We start from the raw sequence: 17,743 nt of genomic DNA, 5'->3' as shown, positions 1-17,743 counted from the left end.
GCTTTATCAAAAATTCCGTTCAATTCAATTCAGCTTACTAACTGTCAGAGTATTTCTACTGCAACAGTTAGTATTCCTTAAAAGATTAAATTGAACAAGACTCACATGCATTACTTCCTAACTCTTCGCCATCATCTGTAAAGGTACGGATATAGTAAATGGATTTAATGCCTTTATTCCATGCATAATGACGTAATATATTTAAATCACGCGTGGTCATTTTATTCGTTCGACCATTTTTCCATTCATACAATCCTTCTGGAATCTCACTTCGCATAAATAAAGTCAATGACATTCCTTGGTCAATGTGTTTTTGTGCTGCGGCATAGACATCAATGACTTTACGCATATCAATATCGTAAGCCGATTTGTAATATGGTAGCGTGTCGTTTGATAATTGTGGAGCTGGATAATAGGTTTTACCCGTTTTCTTCTCTTGTCGCTCTTCGATTAAACGAGTGATAGGATGGAGTGATGCACTCGTCTCATTGACATAACTGATAGAGCCAGTTGGAGCAATCGCCATTCTATTTTGATGGTATAAACCAGTATCTTGAACCTTCGCTTTTAATTGAGCCCAATCTTCAGCTGTTGGCATTGGGACATGTTTCATAATTTGAGCCACTTTTTCATTTTGAATCGTAAATGGATTTTCAATATAACGATCGAAATATTCGCCAGTAGCATATTGAGATTTTTCAAAATTATAGAATACTTCGCCACGCTCAGTCGCAATTTTATTACTTGCAACCAAGGTAAAGTAGTTCAAAGCATAAAAATACGCTTCGGTTAATTCAATCGATTCTGGAGAACCATAATGCATTTGATTTAAGGCAAATAATGTATGTAATCCCATACCACCTAAACCAATCGTATGAGCCTTATCATTTCCATTTTTTATCGTCGGAACAGCTTCAATACTTGAATTATCCGTCACAAATGTTAAAGCACGCACTGCCGCATCGACTGATTTTTCAAAATCAGGAGAATTTACCATGTTTGGAATATTGGTTGAACCAAGATTACAACTAATATCTGTTCCTAAAATTTCGTACTCTTGCTTATCATTGATAAGAGAAGGTTGTTGGACTTGTAAAATTTCAGAACATAAATTACTCATCGTAATCATCCCATCAATGGGATTACTACGGTTAGCGGTATCAATATTAATAATATATGGGTAACCTGATTCTTGTTGTAATTTACTAATCTCATTTTCTAATTCACGAGCCGAAATTTTCGATTTACGAATTTCAGGATTATTAACAATATTGTCGTATTCCTTTGTGATATCAACATATGAGAAGGGTTTCCCATAAATACGTTCAATATCATAAGGACTGAATAAATACATCGGATCATCGTTCGCTGCTAATTCATAAAATTTATCCGGCACTACTAAACCTAATGATAAGGTCTTAACACGAATTTTTTCATCCGCATTTTCTTTTTTAGTTGATAAGAATGATACAATATCTGGGTGGAAAACATTTAAGTAGACAGCACCTGCACCATTACGTTGGCCTAATTGATTAGAATAGCTAAAGCTATCTTCTAATAATTTCATGACTGGTACAACCCCACTCGAAGCATTTTCAATTTTCTTAATTGGGTCCCCTGCTGCACGTAAATTCGATAAGTTAACACCAACCCCACCGCCAATACGTGACAGTTGTAAAGCCGAGTTAATACCACGACCAATACTATTCATATCGTCAGTCAGTTGGATTAAGAAACATGAAACTAATTCTCCACGACGTTTACGCCCAGCATTTAAGAAAGTTGGAGTCGCAGGTTGATAACGTTGCGCAATCATTTCATCACGTAAAGTTTTGGCTAAATCTTCATCGCCATCTGCTAAATATAATGATGCAAAAACAATACGGTCTTCATAACGCTCTAAATAACGCTGCCCATCATTGGTTTTTAAGGCATACTGTGTATAAAATTTAAACGCAGACATGAACGATTTAAAACGGAATTTCATCGCATAAGTGTCTTTCATCATTTGCTTAACAAACTCACGCGAATACTTTTCTAAAAATTCACTTTCAAGATACTCATTATCTACTAAATACTCTAACTTTTCATCTAAAGTATAGAAAAAAACGGTATTAGGATTAACATGCTCTAAGAAATAAGCACGAACCGCTTCTCTATCTTTATGTAATGGAATTTGATTATTAACCGGACGATTCAACTCATTGTTTAATTTAAAATAAGTTATTTCTTTCGGCTTAGTCGCTAATACTGGTTTTTCCAAGTTTCTCCACCTCATCTTTTAATTTTTGAACATCACTTGGACGCCCTTGAAACTCAAATAACAATAATATCGGAACATTAAAATCATGACTGAGATCTTTCGCTGTAAAACAATAAAGTGAATTAAAGTTTAAATTACCGCTACCTGCCACGCCTTGAAGATAGGACTGATTATTTCCAGTCTCAACGAATTCCCATAATATGTCCGTCACTTCTTTTTCATAAGTGGGTGCAACAATAATATAAGGCTCGTCTACTTCGACTATGGGCATATCAGGAGTCAATTCGATACTTGGCCAGTCTAATTTTTTTATAAACTTTCTAGTCTGTCCCGTTAATGACATATACACCACAAGCACCTTTGATTCCTCCTTTTGTACTTACCCATGATAACACCTAGTCTCGTAAAAGTAAACATAAGATTACCATATTTAGTATTAAAAAGAATTATCCAACACTATATGTTGTGTTTCCAGCCAATTTCTTGATAATAAATGCCTTGTTCTAAATTATCAATAACGACGCGATTGTAATCGATAATCTGGTCGGTAAAATCCTCTTTTGCTAACCACAACATCTGGCTATTTTTATGTGGCTCCATAATTTGCACTTGTGTACTTTCTTTATCATTTACTTGGACCAAAAAATAAAAATCATAATAAACTTGACCATCCGTATTACGATGATTGATCGATTTAAATTCTAGACGTTTTAATTCGATATTTAATCCTGTTTCTTCCATCAATTCTCTCTGTGCTGCCTCTTTGGCTGTTTCCCCCGCCTCTACATGACCTGATGCGCCTAAATCCAACATGCCATCTTGATACCCGGTATTTTGACGTCGCTGGAATAAAAACTTACCATCTGGTCGTTGGATTAATAAAAAAACGGCACTTTTAGTTAAATAACGTTCCTTCATATTTTAGTTTACTCCTTCCACCTCAACTAACTTCTCCACTATCATACTCCAAAACTAAGTTTTATGCTTATTTTTAAACTTTTTAAGCATAATACTTGCAAAAATAGGGTTACAAATGTAAACTTAAATTATAGATTACAAATGTAACCAGGAGGTGAAATAATGGAACACATAACTATCACATCGGCCGAATGGGAAGTGATGCGCGTCGTTTGGGCTAAAGATGCTTTAACCAGTCGCGAAATTATTGATACTTTAACAAATATTTTGGACTGGAAAGAAGGGACGATAAAGTCTTTACTGAATCGCCTTGTTCAAAAAGGTTACCTTAAACAAGATACTTCTGTTAAACCAATGCTTTATCAAACAACGATTAGCGCTGATCAAGCCCTACAAGCTGACTTAAACGAGATAATGGCACGCAGTTGCACCAAAGATCGTGGACTTCATATTGAACAGCTCATTCAGCACGAAACATTATCTAAAGACCAGTGTCAAATTCTCATCCAATTGATTGAAGAAAAAATGAAAAATGCACCTAAAACCGTAAAATGTCAGTGTCCTCCGGGACAATGCACTTGCCAACATCACATCAATACTAAATAAAAGAAAGAGGAATGTATTATGAAAAAAGAATTTGCTATCGAAGGAATGGGTTGCCAACATTGCGTTCATTCTATTGAAAAAGCTTTAACGGAATTAGAAGGGGTTCATCATGTAGATGTATCACTTGAAAAAAACAATGCAATCATTGAATACGATAAAAGTTTACTGACTGAAAAAGATTTGCAAAGGACTGTTGACGAAGCGGGATATGATTTAATTCTCTAAGTACTAAACAGCCAAAGAAAAAGGAGGAAGACATGAAAGCTACTTATAGTATAAATGGAATGACTTGTGCTGCTTGCGCTAGTAAAATTGAAAGAAAACTCAATAAGTTAGATGGTGTGCATGAAGCTGTTGTCAATTTAGTGACCGAAAAAGCATCTGTTGACTTTGACGAACAAAAAATTGATTTTGACACCATGCAAAAAAGCGTCGCGGACTTAGGATATGAACTCTACCAAAACACCACTGGTACAGTCCCTAACCATTCAAACGTTCAAAACTATCAAATTAACGGGATGACTTGCGCGGCATGTGCTAGTAAGATTGAAAGAAAAATTAATCAATTGGATGAAGTACAAGAAGCCAGCGTTAATTTAACGACTGAACAAATGACCGTCATTTGGAAAGATCAGTTTAACGAATCCTTAATTAAAAACACAATAAATAATCTTGGCTACTCAGCAGAACCTATTTTATCCGCAGAAGACCAATATTTAGAAAATTTAGCCAAAAAAGAAGCCGAAATGAAACAGAAGAAACGACTCTTAATTCAGATGTCGCTATTTACCCTGCCACTCTTTTATTTGACAATGGCGCCGATGGTTGGGATGCCTATTCCAGCTTTTTTAGAAGCTCACCAACACCCTAATGCCAATGTTATCACTCAGTTGTTGTTAACTACACCGGTTTTATGGTTAGGACGTCATATCCTTATTCGTGGTTTCAAAGCATTATGGCATTTAGCCCCTAATATGGATTCCTTAATTGCCGTCGGAACGAGTGCGGCTTTTATCCAAGGGGTTGTCATGACTTTTCTTATATTAACCAACCGCCTTCACAGCGAAGGTCATTTAGAGCTTTACTTCGAATCGGCCGCGGTTATCCTAACGTTAATGACACTTGGAAAATATCTTGAAGACATCGCCAAAGGAAAAACGAGTGCGGCAGTTAAAAGCTTAATGGATTTAGCTCCAGAAGAAGCGCGTCGTATAAAATCAGATGGACAAATCGAAACCATCCCACTTTCAATGGTCAAAATCGGTGATCACTTACTCGTGCGTCCAGGTGAAAGTTTAGGAGTAGACGGTCACATTATTAAAGGCGAATCAGCAGTTGATGAATCGATGATTACCGGAGAAAGTATCCCCATCAATAAAAAGGTTGGTGATACTGTAACAGGAGGAAGCATCAACAAAAATGGTTCCTTCACCTATGAAGTCACTAAAATCGGACAAGATACCTTAATCTCACAAATTGTCCGTCTCGTACAAGAAGCTCAAGGTTCTAAAGCAGAAATTGCTCGTTTAGCCGATACCATCTCGCTTTATTTTGTACCAACCGTTATCTTAATTGCCATATTAAGTGGCTTAACGTGGTATTTCGCCTTAGGTTCAAGTCTTGATTTTGCTCTTAAAATTTTTATTAGCGTGCTGATCATCGCTTGTCCGTGTGCGCTTGGTTTAGCAACACCAACTGCCATTATGGTAGGAACAGGAAAAGCGGCTCAAAATGGCATTTTATTTAAAAACGGTGCGGCTTTAGAATCATTGCACAAAGCAGACGCCATTTTATTAGATAAAACGGGAACCATTACTGAAGGTATCCCAACTGTAACCGATATTGTAACCACCGATACTATTAATGCAGAACACTTTATCCAACTGGTTTCAGCCGTTGAAGCTAGTTCAGAACATCCCTTAGGAGAGGCAATTGTTCGTTATGCAAAAGATCATAACCTCCATACTAATCTAAAAGTTTCTGACTTCAATAGCTTCACTGGACAAGGTGTCAAAGCCACCGTTGATCAGCAAGTAGTGTTAATTGGAAATCAAAGTTTGTTCGAGGGCAAGATTGAAATCCCTCAAGAAGCTTTACAACAAGCCCAAAAGATGGCTTCACAAGGTCGTACACCGATGTATGTCGCTATCGATCAACAATATGCTGGGATTATCGCTGTCGCGGACCCAATTAAAAAATATAGCCATCAAGCGATTAAACAATTACAAGATATGAACTTACAAGTCTATATGGTAACCGGAGATAATCAGCATACAGCTAATGCCATTGCGCAACAAGTCGGAATTGAACAAGTGTTTAGCGAAGTGCTTCCCGAAGATAAAAGTAATGTCGTGAAGAAAATTCAAGCGAAAAATCATAAAGTTATTATGGTAGGTGATGGAATCAATGATGCACCTGCTTTAGCCATTGCTGATATTGGGATAGCGATTGGTTCTGGAACAGATATCGCTATTGAATCAGCCGACACTATCTTAATGAACAACGAATTAAGTGACGTGATTACCGCTATCGATTTAAGTCACAAAACCCTCCGTAATATTAAACAAAATCTTTTCTGGGCATTCGCATACAATGTCATTGGCATTCCAATCGCAATGGGAATTATTTTTGGACTCTTTAATGGTCCTTTACTCAACCCAATGGTCGCAGCTTTAGCAATGAGTTTTAGTTCGATTACTGTCCTATTAAATGCTTTACGTTTACGCTTTTATCAGCCTGATAAATAAAAAACGACAGCACTTACGAGTCTGGGCCAGCCGTAGAAGATAAGAGTTTTTCGCTTCGTCTGCTACACCAAGTCACATTGAAGTGGACCAACATCATTCAATCATAAATAAAAATAGGAATCTGCATTTAAGACGTGATTAACACACTTAATCCTGCAGATTCCTTTTATTATGCTTTAAATTATTTTACCCAACGTTGATAAAATCGAGTGTAATAGTCATCCCAAAGTTGTGCTACATTCTCTTCAGAATAATCAGTAGCTATTTTATTTGATGATGCTTTCGCTTTAGCCATTGTTTCAGGACTGGTCATCAATTCTTTAATATAGTCAACAAATGCTTCATTATTATTCGCTCTTAAATAATCAGTAAAATAAATTTTTTCATACAAATCTAAATCTCTTACTAAAATCGGCAATCCGCTATTGACCGCTTCTAAAATTGAGACGGGAAACAGTTCATTATAAGATGTCGTTAGTAAAAGATCACATGCATTGTATAACTCATTCATTTGCTCACGGTCTACAATCCCGACAAATTTTACATTGGAAGGCGGATTTTTAATAACAGCCGTTAATTGATCATAGCCGTCGGTAATCTTTCCAAAACTAAAACCACCTGCCCAAATAAACTGCACTTCAGGTAACTGTTTAGCTATTTCAATAAAGTCAAGTACTCCTTTACGGGTTTGTACTTGCCCTACACTTATGACCGTAAATTTATCTAATGATAAATGGTGTTTTTTAAAGAGCTCACTCGGTTCATTAATCTGTTTGGGATAGAAATCTTTCGTCGCTACTACATTGGGGATATATGTTATTCGCTCTTTATCGATACCATATTGCTTTAAAGGTTCGATAAAAATAGGATTCACCACGATTAATTCTTCTGCAGTTTTGTAAAAATGAATGAAGTAATGATAAAAAAAAGATTGAACAATTTTAGGCAATTTGATGCTACCTTCTACTGTTTCAGGTAAAAAATGGACATGCATGCATGATGGCTTTTTCGATGTTTTCATTTGCCAGAAACATTTGGGATGAATCGTATGAATATGATTAAAATCAGCCTCTTTCGCATTATTATAAGTTAGCTTTATTTTATCGGATAATTTTAATTCAATTAGTTTGATTAACTCAAAGTAGGCACTTCCGACACCTTGCCCTTTGACTTCCTCTCCTTTAGAGATCATGTTTATTATCAATCTATACGACTCCTTTGCTTGAGTTCTCTTTACTAAATTCAATTATACAAAATTTTTCCCGTTTTGTAGAGTTAGTTAATATTAAATTATGATTAAACTTAAAAAATGAATAAGGAGTGCGCAGGAAGTAGAAAATCGATTGATTTCCGCTTCGTCTGCCCACTCCAAAAATTTTATTAGGTCCTAACTGAGTCATTAAATGCCGTTTGAGTCCCATCTTATTATTTTGGTTTTAATTAAAAATGAGCCATATTATAACGAACAAGTCGACAAAGATTTACTTTGCTACAGAGAAAGTCTATATCTCAAACTAACGTAATATGATAGCAAAAAGCTTATAGATTTAATTTTCAACAGAGGAAACCTCTATCTCAAACACCAAAATCGTTTAATGTCTATTTACGCTTATTCTTTAATAGAATAAATCCTCCTCCGGCTAATATGAGCGCTACGATAACGATCCATAAAGAGCCTTGTTCACCCGTTTGTGGTAATAATCCTTTTTGAACTTGTTTTGTTTTACTCACTTGTAAAGCTTGAGTAGTGGTTGGTTCTGACGCTGTTGACATTTCATGCGTTGTTTTGGTGGTGGTGTCACTCTGAACGGTCGTGGTATCCGTTTGATTGCTTTGGTAATTTTCCAATAGTGTTTTTTCAATTGCTTCATATGTCGTGACATTGGCTGCTGCTTCCCAATTTAATAACATCATCAGTAAAGGATCAATATTTTTTAATTGGGCGAGTGTCAAAGAGGTCTTAGTGGTTAAATTATTCATAGTACTCTCGAGCAATGGATCAAATAATCGAGGATAATTTTTATACGCTTGTTTAAACGGGTATGTGACATCATTACCTTGTAAATAAGCTTCTCGACTCCATTGAAGGTAGTCTTCATCTGGTATTTGACTTGCAATAGCTTGGGTCATCGGTGTATGGGTAATCGCAAATTCACGTAATGTATTCGCCACATCGAAAATTTGTTGGGTAGTGAATCTTTCAGGATAATAAGTCACTAACGCTCTTCTGAATACTTTTAGATAATTATCATCGGTAGCAGTGAGTGGCAATCCTGTAATTTCACTAATCTTACTTAATTCTTGTGACGTAATACTTGATAGTTGTTCGGCTGAAATATCGGTTCTTTCAAGTAGCTTTTGTCTAAACTGTTCTTCTTCGATTTCTTGGGAATCTGAGGTAGTTTCTGATGTTAAAGTTGTTTCAATTGTAGTTGTTTCTTCAGCTACCGTTTCTTCGACGGTTGTTTCATCCACTACACTTTCTTCAGATGTTTCGACGGAACTCATATCGCTAATAGTCTCTTCAACGGTTGTGCCTTCTGTCTCTTCTGTTGTACTTTCTTGACTCATTTCGACAGTAGTTGGTTCCGTTACCGTTTCTTCTGTTGCTTCAATTGAAGAATTTTCCACGGTGGTCGTTTCAGATGATTCGTCGGATATATCCTCGGATAAGGTTGTCTCTGGATCTTCCATGTTTGTATCCGCTATGTTTTCGACTTCGGTTGTTGGTGTTGTTTCAGCTTCAGTTACTGTTGTTTCTGGTGCAACCGTCGTGGTTTCTACCAAGGCATTTTCAGCCGATTTGACTGCAGCGCGTTCACCCTCTGATAATTTTCCATAATTAAGATCCACATTTGCCAAAACCTCTTGTATGGCTTTTGTCGCATCATCTGAATAGGCTTGTTTCGCACTATCATACTCAGAAATTAATGCTTTTGGATCAACATTTTTTAACTCCTCTGCTGACTTTCCAGTCGTACTGATAATTTCCGCTAATATGCTCTTAAATTTTGCTATTTCTGCTGAATCTGAAATCAATCCTAATTGCGAATAGTGACTTGCAATGGAATGATAAATATCTTGACATGGAGTTGCATTAGACGCCGATTCATAAAATTTTAAAAGATCTTCATTATCTACTTTTGCTAACTGTGTCTCTACGATGGGTTCTTGTGTTAAGAGGCTTGTTTTTATCTTAGCTAATAGGGCTAATTTATCCTCTTGTGCGAATACACTATACACATTGTCGGTATGGCCAATGACATTTACAAAACTAGGAAAAAAACTACCAAAAACCATTGTACTTAATGATACTATTACCATTTTTTTCAGTTTCATTTAAAATCCCTCCTCTTAGTATTTTAAGTATAAAAAATATTTGTGAAGTTTCTGAGAAAAAATCAAGCTAAATTGTATAAAGTTTTAGTTTCTTTTACTCGCTTTATGAATAATTTATGGTATGATATCTTTGGATGTTTTGGGTTTGCTCAAAACACATGAACCATAAAGGAGGAAATATCTGAATGATCAATGTTTCTAATGTCAGCTTACAATTTCCAGATCGTAAATTGTTTGATGAAGTAAACATTACATTTAACCCTGGCAACTGCTATGGTGTTATCGGTGCAAATGGTGCTGGAAAATCAACTTTTTTAAAAATTTTATCTGGTGAGGTTACACCGACGACAGGTTCTGTTACGATGGATCCTAATGAGCGTTTAGCGGTCTTAAGCCAAAACCACTATGGTTTCGAAGAATATAATGTCATTGAAACAGTGATGATGGGACACAAAGAGCTCTATGATGTAATGAAAGAAAAAGATGCTATCTATATGAAAGAAGATTTTTCTGATGAAGATGGTATTAGAGCAGGTGAACTAGAGGGTTTATTTGCTGAAATGGGTGGATGGGAAGCTGAATCTGAAGCTAGCAATATGCTTCAAGGTCTAGGTATCCCCACTGAAATGCATTACTCAAAAATGAGTGAGTTAATTGAAGCAGATAAAATTAAAGTCTTACTAGCTCAAGCTTTATTCGGCAAACCTGATAATTTACTTTTAGACGAGCCGACCAACGGTTTAGATGCTCAAGCTATTGATTGGTTGAGTAATTTTATCCTTGATTTCCCGAATACCGTGATTGTCGTTTCTCACGACCGCCATTTCTTAAATACAGTTTGTACCCATATGGCTGATGTGGACTTTGGTAAGATTAAAATTTATGTGGGTAACTATGATTTCTGGTTACAATCAAGTCAATTAGCTGCAAAAATGGCTGCAGACCAAAACGCGAAAAAAGAAGAACAAATCAAAGAATTACAAGCATTTATAGCGCGCTTCTCTGCGAACGCCTCTAAATCAAAACAAGCCACATCGCGTAAAAAATTATTAGATAAAATTACCTTAGATGATATTCAACCTTCTTCACGTCGCTATCCTTTTGTTGGATTTACCCCTGAACGTGAAATTGGTAATGATTTACTACGTGTCGAAGGATTAACAAAAACAATTGATGGTGAGAAAGTATTAGATAACGTCACTTTTACACTTCAACGTGATGATAAAGTAGCCTTTGTAAGTCGTAATGATAATGCTGTCACTGCATTCTTCAATATTCTTATGGGGGTTGATGAACCCGATTCCGGTACATTTGAATGGGGTGTCACCACTTCTCAAACATATTTACCTCGTAATTCTGGAGATGAATTTGACGGAGTCAATCTAAATATTGTAGACTGGTTAAGACAGTATGCTGCTAAAGAAGAACAAGATAATACCTTCTTACGTAGTTTCTTAGGCCGTATGCTTTTCTCAGGGGAAGACGTAATGAAACCTGTTAATGTGCTTTCTGGTGGTGAGAAAGTTCGTTGTTTATTATCGAAAATGATGTTATCTAAAGCAAATGTTTTAGTTATGGACCAACCGACGAATCACTTAGACTTAGAATCTATTACCGCATTAAACGAAGGTCTAATTAAATTTAAAGGCGCAATTTTAATTGCCTCTCATGACTATGAAGTATTGAATACGACTTGTAACCGAGTAATTGAATTAACACCAACTGGTGCCTTTGACCGTATTAATACAAAATACGAAGAATACGTTGAAGATAAAGATTTACAACAACGTGTCGCAGCAATGTACCCAACAAAATAATCGTAAGATTAAATTAAAAGGAGTTATTTAGATAAAATGGAAGTTTTTGACTACGAAGATATTCAGTTAATCCCTAATAGATGTATTGTAAGTAGCCGTTCAGAATGTGATACCTCCATAAAATTTGGACCGCGCACATTCAAAATCCCTGTAGTTCCTGCTAATATGCAAACCGTAATCAATGAAGAATTAGCGATTTGGTTTGCTGAAAATGATTATTTCTACATCATGCACCGTTTTGATGAAGAAGGTCGTAAACCTTTTATCAAAATGATGCAAGATAAGGGCTTATTTGCTTCTATCAGTGTTGGTATTAAACCATATGAGTATGATTTCGTACGCGAATTAGTTGCTGAAAACTTAATTCCAGAATATACTACTATCGACGTTGCTCATGGGCATTCTGACGATGTCATTAAAATGATTCAATTCATCAAAAAAGAAATGCCTGATACATTCTTAATTGCAGGTAATGTCGCAACGCCAGAAGGTGTTCGTGAATTAGAATTAGCAGGTGCCGATGCTACTAAAGTTGGTGTAGGTCCTGGACGCGTATGTATTACTAAATTAAAAACAGGATTTGGAACTGGTGGTTGGCAATTAGCAGCAATTCGTTTATGTGCTAAAGCAGCGCGCAAACCTATTATTGCTGATGGTGGCATTCGTCATAATGGTGATATTGCTAAATCAGTACGTTTCGGTGCAAGCATGGTAATGATTGGCTCGTTATTAGCCGCTCACGAAGAAAGTCCTGGTTTAACTCGTAAAATCGATGGTAAAATCTTTAAAGAATATTTTGGAAGTGCTTCTGAATTCCAAAAAGGTGAACGTAAAAACGTCGAAGGAAAAATTGAATTAATCCCAACGCGTGGACACTTATCTGACACCTTAATTGAAATGCAACAAGACTTACAATCTTCTATCTCTTACGCTGGTGGTAAAGATTTAGATTCTATCCGTAAAGTGGATTATGTGATTGTTCGTAATACTGTATATAACGGAGACAGATAATATATTAACAGGTGGGCGAGTAGTAAATCATTTGAGATGCTACGCGCCCACTTTTTACTACTATCAGAATTGATGCTGAAGAGATAGCAAAGACTACCATTGATATGTTAGTTGATCAAATTGTTTATAACCGTAAAACAACTAAAACCGTTTTACTCAACTCTGAATTAATCATTCGCAAAAGTTTTGTCCCAAAAACATAGTTAAAAGAACAATAGTCAATCACCAGCAGGTGTTACTATTGTCCTCTTTATTATATCTACCCTATAATATTTAATGATTCTTTGATACGATATCGTTTCCTTCTAAAGTTAATAAATATTGTTTCCTACTCACTCCACCGGCATAGCCGCCTATTGTGCCATCAGATCTAATGACACGATGGCAAGGAATGAGAATCATAATTAGGTTACTACTATTGGCATTACCAATGGCTCTGCTAGCATTTGGATAGCCAATTTCCTTACCTAACCCTTGATAATCTATGGTTGTACCGTAAGGAATATTTTTTAACGCTTGCCATACCTTTGCTTGAAAAGTAGTACCGTTCATAATTGTCGGAATTGTAAACTCAGTTCTTGTTCCTTCTAGGTATTCGCATAACTCTTTTTTCACTTTCAAATTCATCGCATGTTCTTTTTCAATAATCTTCCGTTGATACAGCTTTCGAACTCGTTCAATTTGTTTTGTTGTCAGGCTATCATCGAACTGCAAAAGATAAATTCCCTCCTCTGCCACCAAACTGGTCATGGTACCAATGGGCGTCTCAAAGGTATTTTTATATAAATAACACATTTACGATCATCCTGTCTAAAATAATGAGACGTTGGGCATAAACTTGATAAATTTAATTAAGATTATTGTTTCTTAATCAATAGCGCAGTGGTTGAGTGGTCTCAATCTGCGTCTTAAGCGCAGTGGTTGAGTGGTCTCAACCTGCGTCTTAAAGACTTGTTTAAGGCCTACTCAACTGTGCGGGGGTGGGCAGACGAAGCGAAAATTATTCAATTTTCACTTCTTGCCCACTCCCATTGCTCCGTATATTGTCTATCTAAAAAGTAGAGGCTATATGGAATTTTATCAAACACCCTTTGAAACCTATAGCTTCGACAACAAAATTTTTCTATGACCTATACTTTAACCTACCTTTTAAGTACGTATCGTTATGGAAAGCGAAAGCTATGAGTCCTTTTCCTAAGTTTTAAAACGCAATTAAGGTTCGTCCTAAATGCTGTCCCTCACGTATTTTCGATAAAGGTTCGTCTAACTTATCAAACGGCACTTCATTTACTAATAATGAGTCAATGACATTCCATTCATTCGCTAACAACTCCCAAATTTGATTACGTAATGCCAACGGTCTTGCTAGTGAATCAATTCCAAATATCGTTATTCCTCTTAAAATCATCGGTAAAACAGATGTGTTAAATTGAATACCTGCCGCATTGCCACACATCGACATCGCACCATTATTGGCAATTTGAGTTAAAGCAATTGCTGCCGGTTCACCCCCTACATTATCTACAACATAATGCCATTTTGCTGAAGCTAAAGGTTTAACAGTTCCTAAATCTTCTGGCCAAATTACTTCAGTGGCTCCTAATTTTAAGGCGATTTCTTCTTGATAATCTTTCCTTACTAGAGCTGTTATCTTGTCAAAACCTAATTTTCTCAAGATTGCTAAAGAAACGGAGCCCACTCCGCCTGTCGCTCCCGTGACTAAAATATGGGGTTGTTTATTCACATCCATCCCATGGTTAATCAGTGACAACAAGGCATAAGCAGCAGTAAAGCCAGCTGTTCCATAAATCATGGCCTCTTTAGTCGTCATGCCCTCTGGCACTTTCACCGCCCAATCACTATCAACTGATACATATTCTGAATAACCACCGGTCGTCGATACTCCCATATTACTGCCCATCACGATGACTTTATCACCTTTTTGATATTTCCCCGATTGATCTTCGACTATTTCACCCGCTACATCTATCCCAGGAATCATTGGATAATGCCGAATAACGCCACCCTTAGTTTTAAACCCCAACATATCCTTATAATTTAATGAAGAATATTCTGCCTTAATTAAGGTATTGCCTTTATATAAAAACTGACGGTTCACTTCCTCTACTTTATAGGTAACCTCGCCATTTGTTTCTCTAACCACATATGCTTTAAACTTTTCCATGATAAACCTCCCTATAGTTTTCCATTCAAGAAAAAGATATCAAATCCCTAATATAATAGCAAGTGTAATCCCTTACAATAAATAGTGTTATAATATTTAGCTTTCTATTTTTAAGAAATGTTACCTATTCCTCCTTTCAAAAAGCTACCTGATATACTTCAGTTCGCTTAAAGCTTGTTTTTCCACTATCAACGCCTAACTTTTATAATTACATTTCATGACTATTGGTTGACAATAACTCGGTTAATGTTTATACAATACCTGATATTGACATCCACCGTGATTTTGCTATACTTAATTAACGAAAGGGAATGAGGTTCTCCCTAGGTAAGTTTACCTAAACCGCAGTTATTTGCTGATGACTTCTGTGACGCTTTATTTGGCATGTCACGGGGGTCATCTTTTTTATGGATACCTTCGTGAAACAAATTAATAAATGAAGGGTGTGAAATATCCTTCTAAATATATATATTACGAGGAGAGAAATTTATGTTAACATCTTTAGCGTTTGTCTTTCTAGGTGGCTTATTAATGGCAACGATCGCTGAAAAAATTGGTTTGCCACGTATTATTGGTATGTTGCTTGCTGGAGTTTTACTCGGCCCCCATCTATTGAACGCCTTTGAACCCGCTTTGCTCGATAATTCAGCAGATTTAAGAAAGATGGCGTTAATCATTATTTTACTGAAAGCTGGGCTCACTTTAGATTTATCGGATTTAAAACAAGTCGGACGTCCTGCCGTTCTGATGAGTTTCTTGCCTGCAACAATTGAAATTATTGGCTATTTACTGATAGCACCTTGGCTATTAGGTATTTCTCTTATTAATGCTGCTGTCATGGGTGCTGTCATGGCGGCTGTATCCCCTGCTGTGGTCGTACCTAGAATGATTCATCTGATTGAACAGAAAATCGGTACAAATCATAAAATTCCTCAACTAATTTTAGCGGGGGCTTCATGCGATGACATTGTAGTGATTATATTATTTACTGCTTTTTTAAGCATGGCACAAGGCGGTGCTATCCATTATCAAGATTTCTTTAATATTCCTATCTCAATTATTGCCGGCGTTGGCTTAGGTGTTTTAACGGGTTGGCTGTTACTTCTTTTCTTCAAATGGGCTCATGCACACATTGGCTTAACTGAGATTCAAAAAGTCATTATAATGCTTGCTATTTCATTTATACTCGTAGCGATTGAAAAATGGCTAGCTAATACCATTGCGATTTCGGGTCTTCTAGCCGTCATGAGTATGGCGAGCGTAATAAAAATGCGTGGTCCGATACCTCAATCAACAAAGTTATCTAAACAATTTGGTAATATATGGATTGCTTCAGAATTATTGTTATTTGTGTTAGTGGGAGCAGCCGTTGATATTCGCTATTTAAGTATTGCTGGTTTTAAAGCTGTACTCACTATTTTATTAGCCTTAATCTTTAGAAGTTTAGGCGTTTACCTTAGTTTACTCGGTACTAAACTGTCAGCTAAAGAAAAACTGTTTTGTATTTTTGCCTATTTACCAAAAGCAACGGTGCAAGCAGCAATTGGTGCTATTCCTTTAGCCGTTGGCTTAAATACAGGGCCACTTATCTTATCAGTGGCGGTCATCGGTATCACCATTACCGCACCTCTTGGGGCTTTATTAATTGATCGTACGCAACATTCATTATTAGAAAAAACTGATTTTTAATTGGGTTAATCAATGCTTTCTCAAATAATTGGCGAGTGGGTTAAAAATTGATCCATTCATCCACATTATAGCTCGTTCATCCTAATGGTATAATGATTAATCTTATTAGCAAAACTCCCACCAGTACGATTTTTGATACGAAAAATAAGAGGGATAGGTAAGAAGAAGAAAACCCATGATTTTCACTTCCTATACCTACCCCTCTTATATTTTGGGTAAAAATTATTCTCTTTATTTTTCTTCTAATAAACGTTTTTTACTTTCTTCCATGGCTTCAATTTGTTCTTTTGACACCTCTGGAAATTGTGGATCGATTTCTTTTAATAAATCAAGCATAATTTCAGACACTAGGTAACGCGTATACCACTTTTGATCTGCAGGAATAACATACCATGGGCTATGTTTCGTAGCCGTTTCATTTATCACCTTTTCATAAGTTTCTAAATAAGTATCAAATTGATCACGCACATCTAAATCCCCTGCATTAAACTTCCAGTTCTTCTCTTGTCGTTCAATCCGTTCTAAAAAGCGTTCTTTTTGCTCTGCTTTTGACACATTTAAGTAAATTTTGACGATGCGATAGCTATTTTCATATAAATATTCTTCAAAATCTCGAATTTGACGATAACGTTTTTTGAAGAATTCCTGATCACTATCATTTTTCACCCGTTCAGCTAAACGATAGCCTTTATGAATATCATTAATTTGAACGGTTAAGACCTCTTCATAATGGCTTCGATTGAAGATTACAATATCGCCACGCTCCGGTACATGTCGGTGAATACGCCATAAGAAATCATGAGCTGCTTCTTCTTCACTCGGAACTTTAAAACTTTCCACGTAAACGCCTTGTGGGTTAAACCCCGTCATCACATGTTTAATGGTTGAATCTTTACCGGCAGCGTCTAAAGCCTGGATCACCACAATGACGCCTTCACGGCCATCCGCATACAATTTCTCTTGAAGTTCTTCCATTTTCAATAAATTTTCGGAAAATTTCGTCTCAATTTCTTCGCGTTCTACTTTATCCTCTTTCGCATTGGTTGGAATCTTTTTTATATTTAATTTTTCGCTTCCGTCAAACTTATATTGTTTTAGCATCTTAGATTCTCCTCTGTATTAATGTACTACCTTTTATTATAAATATATTTGAGACTATTAACAAAAA

14 protein-coding genes, 1 pseudogene and 1 riboswitch are annotated in these 17,743 nt (G+C 36.3%); of the genes and pseudogenes, 7 read left to right on the top strand and 8 right to left on the bottom strand.

The annotated features are described in order from the left end of the window. Window positions 1-85 precede the first annotated feature (85 nt). The 3 genes from nrdE to HMPREF2811_RS04380 form a co-directional block, all read right to left on the bottom strand. Window positions 86-2,278, bottom strand: coding sequence for a class 1b ribonucleoside-diphosphate reductase subunit alpha (gene nrdE / locus HMPREF2811_RS04390; protein ID WP_071408262.1), 2,193 nt, complete (start codon window positions 2,276-2,278; stop codon window positions 86-88). Then, the gene (gene nrdI / locus HMPREF2811_RS04385) at window positions 2,238-2,621 is read right to left on the bottom strand and encodes a class Ib ribonucleoside-diphosphate reductase assembly flavoprotein NrdI (RefSeq protein WP_071408261.1); all 384 of its coding nucleotides are present in this window, start codon (window positions 2,619-2,621) and stop codon (window positions 2,238-2,240) included. Before nrdI ends, nrdE begins: the two co-directional genes overlap by 41 nt. A 98-nt stretch (window positions 2,622-2,719) precedes the next feature. Next, window positions 2,720-3,181 (bottom strand): NUDIX domain-containing protein, encoded by a 462-nt coding sequence (locus HMPREF2811_RS04380; protein ID WP_071408260.1) that lies wholly within the window; start codon window positions 3,179-3,181, stop codon window positions 2,720-2,722. A 162-nt stretch (window positions 3,182-3,343) separates the two neighbouring features. On the opposite strand from HMPREF2811_RS04380, the gene HMPREF2811_RS04375 reads away from it, so the two are divergent. The 3 genes from HMPREF2811_RS04375 to HMPREF2811_RS04365 are packed head-to-tail and all read left to right on the top strand — an operon-like array spanning window position 3,344 to window position 6,534. Further along, window positions 3,344-3,787 (top strand): BlaI/MecI/CopY family transcriptional regulator, encoded by a 444-nt coding sequence (locus HMPREF2811_RS04375; RefSeq protein ID WP_071408259.1) that lies wholly within the window; start codon window positions 3,344-3,346, stop codon window positions 3,785-3,787. An 18-nt stretch (window positions 3,788-3,805) separates the two neighbouring features. Continuing rightward, window positions 3,806-4,012, top strand: coding sequence for a heavy-metal-associated domain-containing protein (locus HMPREF2811_RS04370; RefSeq protein WP_071408258.1), 207 nt, complete (start codon window positions 3,806-3,808; stop codon window positions 4,010-4,012). A 32-nt stretch (window positions 4,013-4,044) separates the two neighbouring features. Beyond that, complete coding sequence (locus HMPREF2811_RS04365; protein WP_071408257.1) at window positions 4,045-6,534, top strand: heavy metal translocating P-type ATPase; 2,490 nt, start codon at window positions 4,045-4,047, stop codon at window positions 6,532-6,534. Window positions 6,535-6,715: 181 nt separating this feature from the next. On the opposite strand, the gene HMPREF2811_RS04360 is transcribed toward HMPREF2811_RS04365, so the two are convergent. Both HMPREF2811_RS04360 and HMPREF2811_RS04355 read right to left on the bottom strand, forming a co-directional pair. Next, the gene (locus HMPREF2811_RS04360; RefSeq protein WP_210386543.1) at window positions 6,716-7,738 is read right to left on the bottom strand and encodes a glycosyltransferase family 4 protein; all 1,023 of its coding nucleotides are present in this window, start codon (window positions 7,736-7,738) and stop codon (window positions 6,716-6,718) included. 395 nt (window positions 7,739-8,133) lie between these two features. Continuing rightward, complete coding sequence (locus tag HMPREF2811_RS04355; protein ID WP_071408255.1) at window positions 8,134-9,873, bottom strand: LPXTG cell wall anchor domain-containing protein; 1,740 nt, start codon at window positions 9,871-9,873, stop codon at window positions 8,134-8,136. A 185-nt stretch (window positions 9,874-10,058) separates the two neighbouring features. Here HMPREF2811_RS04355 and HMPREF2811_RS04350 point away from each other — a divergent pair, with 185 nt between their 5' ends. From HMPREF2811_RS04350 to HMPREF2811_RS11055, 3 genes and pseudogenes are all read left to right on the top strand, one after another. After that, the gene (locus HMPREF2811_RS04350; protein WP_071408254.1) at window positions 10,059-11,690 is read left to right on the top strand and encodes an ABC-F family ATP-binding cassette domain-containing protein; all 1,632 of its coding nucleotides are present in this window, start codon (window positions 10,059-10,061) and stop codon (window positions 11,688-11,690) included. Window positions 11,691-11,726: 36 nt separating this feature from the next. Then, a complete protein-coding gene (gene guaC / locus HMPREF2811_RS04345; protein ID WP_066123565.1) occupies window positions 11,727-12,701 on the top strand; it encodes a GMP reductase in 975 nt (324 codons plus the stop codon). Window positions 12,702-12,754: 53 nt separating this feature from the next. Beyond that, a pseudogene (locus tag HMPREF2811_RS11055) lies at window positions 12,755-12,904 on the top strand (substrate-binding domain-containing protein); the annotation flags it as partial. Window positions 12,905-12,974: 70 nt separating this feature from the next. Here the strand turns inward: HMPREF2811_RS11055 and HMPREF2811_RS04340 are convergent. Together HMPREF2811_RS04340 and HMPREF2811_RS04335 are read right to left on the bottom strand one after the other, a co-directional pair. Continuing rightward, window positions 12,975-13,496, bottom strand: a complete 522-nt coding sequence (locus HMPREF2811_RS04340; RefSeq protein ID WP_071408253.1) for a methylated-DNA--[protein]-cysteine S-methyltransferase — start codon at window positions 13,494-13,496, stop codon at window positions 12,975-12,977. 406 nt (window positions 13,497-13,902) lie between these two features. Then, the gene (locus tag HMPREF2811_RS04335; protein WP_071408252.1) at window positions 13,903-14,886 is read right to left on the bottom strand and encodes a YhdH/YhfP family quinone oxidoreductase; all 984 of its coding nucleotides are present in this window, start codon (window positions 14,884-14,886) and stop codon (window positions 13,903-13,905) included. Between the two features lie 298 nt (window positions 14,887-15,184). Next, a riboswitch (Fluoride riboswitch) is annotated at window positions 15,185-15,261 on the top strand. A 114-nt stretch (window positions 15,262-15,375) separates the two neighbouring features. On the opposite strand from HMPREF2811_RS04335, the gene HMPREF2811_RS04330 reads away from it, so the two are divergent. Then, window positions 15,376-16,575 (top strand): cation:proton antiporter, encoded by a 1,200-nt coding sequence (locus tag HMPREF2811_RS04330; protein ID WP_071408251.1) that lies wholly within the window; start codon window positions 15,376-15,378, stop codon window positions 16,573-16,575. A gap of 231 nt (window positions 16,576-16,806) precedes the next feature. Here HMPREF2811_RS04330 and HMPREF2811_RS04325 read toward each other — a convergent pair whose 3' ends face one another. Beyond that, window positions 16,807-17,676: a PPK2 family polyphosphate kinase gene (locus HMPREF2811_RS04325; RefSeq protein ID WP_071408250.1), complete on the bottom strand. Its 870-nt coding sequence runs from the start codon at window positions 17,674-17,676 to the stop codon at window positions 16,807-16,809. Window positions 17,677-17,743: the final 67 nt, after the last annotated feature.

The organism is Globicatella sp. HMSC072A10 (genome assembly GCF_001811625.1).
Taxonomy (GTDB): domain Bacteria; phylum Bacillota; class Bacilli; order Lactobacillales; family Aerococcaceae; genus Globicatella; species Globicatella sanguinis.
This window is presented reverse-complemented; position numbering and strand designations above follow the sequence as displayed.

Bases quoted from the DNA above. Each gene is read 5' to 3' on its own strand.
- nrdE (WP_071408262.1), bottom strand. From the start codon at position 2,278: ATGAGGTGGAGAAACTTGGAAAAACCAGTATTAGCGACTAAGCCGAAA.
- HMPREF2811_RS04340 (WP_071408253.1), bottom strand. From the start codon at position 13,496: ATGTGTTATTTATATAAAAATACCTTTGAGACGCCCATTGGTACCATG.
- HMPREF2811_RS04365 (WP_071408257.1), top strand. From the start codon at position 4,045: ATGAAAGCTACTTATAGTATAAATGGAATGACTTGTGCTGCTTGCGCT.
- HMPREF2811_RS04330 (WP_071408251.1), top strand. From the start codon at position 15,376: ATGTTAACATCTTTAGCGTTTGTCTTTCTAGGTGGCTTATTAATGGCA.
- HMPREF2811_RS04380 (WP_071408260.1), bottom strand. From the start codon at position 3,181: ATGAAGGAACGTTATTTAACTAAAAGTGCCGTTTTTTTATTAATCCAA.
- HMPREF2811_RS04370 (WP_071408258.1), top strand. From the start codon at position 3,806: ATGAAAAAAGAATTTGCTATCGAAGGAATGGGTTGCCAACATTGCGTT.
- HMPREF2811_RS04355 (WP_071408255.1), bottom strand. From the start codon at position 9,873: ATGAAACTGAAAAAAATGGTAATAGTATCATTAAGTACAATGGTTTTT.
- HMPREF2811_RS04335 (WP_071408252.1), bottom strand. From the start codon at position 14,886: ATGGAAAAGTTTAAAGCATATGTGGTTAGAGAAACAAATGGCGAGGTT.
- HMPREF2811_RS04350 (WP_071408254.1), top strand. From the start codon at position 10,059: ATGATCAATGTTTCTAATGTCAGCTTACAATTTCCAGATCGTAAATTG.
- HMPREF2811_RS04375 (WP_071408259.1), top strand. From the start codon at position 3,344: ATGGAACACATAACTATCACATCGGCCGAATGGGAAGTGATGCGCGTC.
- HMPREF2811_RS04325 (WP_071408250.1), bottom strand. From the start codon at position 17,676: ATGCTAAAACAATATAAGTTTGACGGAAGCGAAAAATTAAATATAAAA.
- guaC (WP_066123565.1), top strand. From the start codon at position 11,727: ATGGAAGTTTTTGACTACGAAGATATTCAGTTAATCCCTAATAGATGT.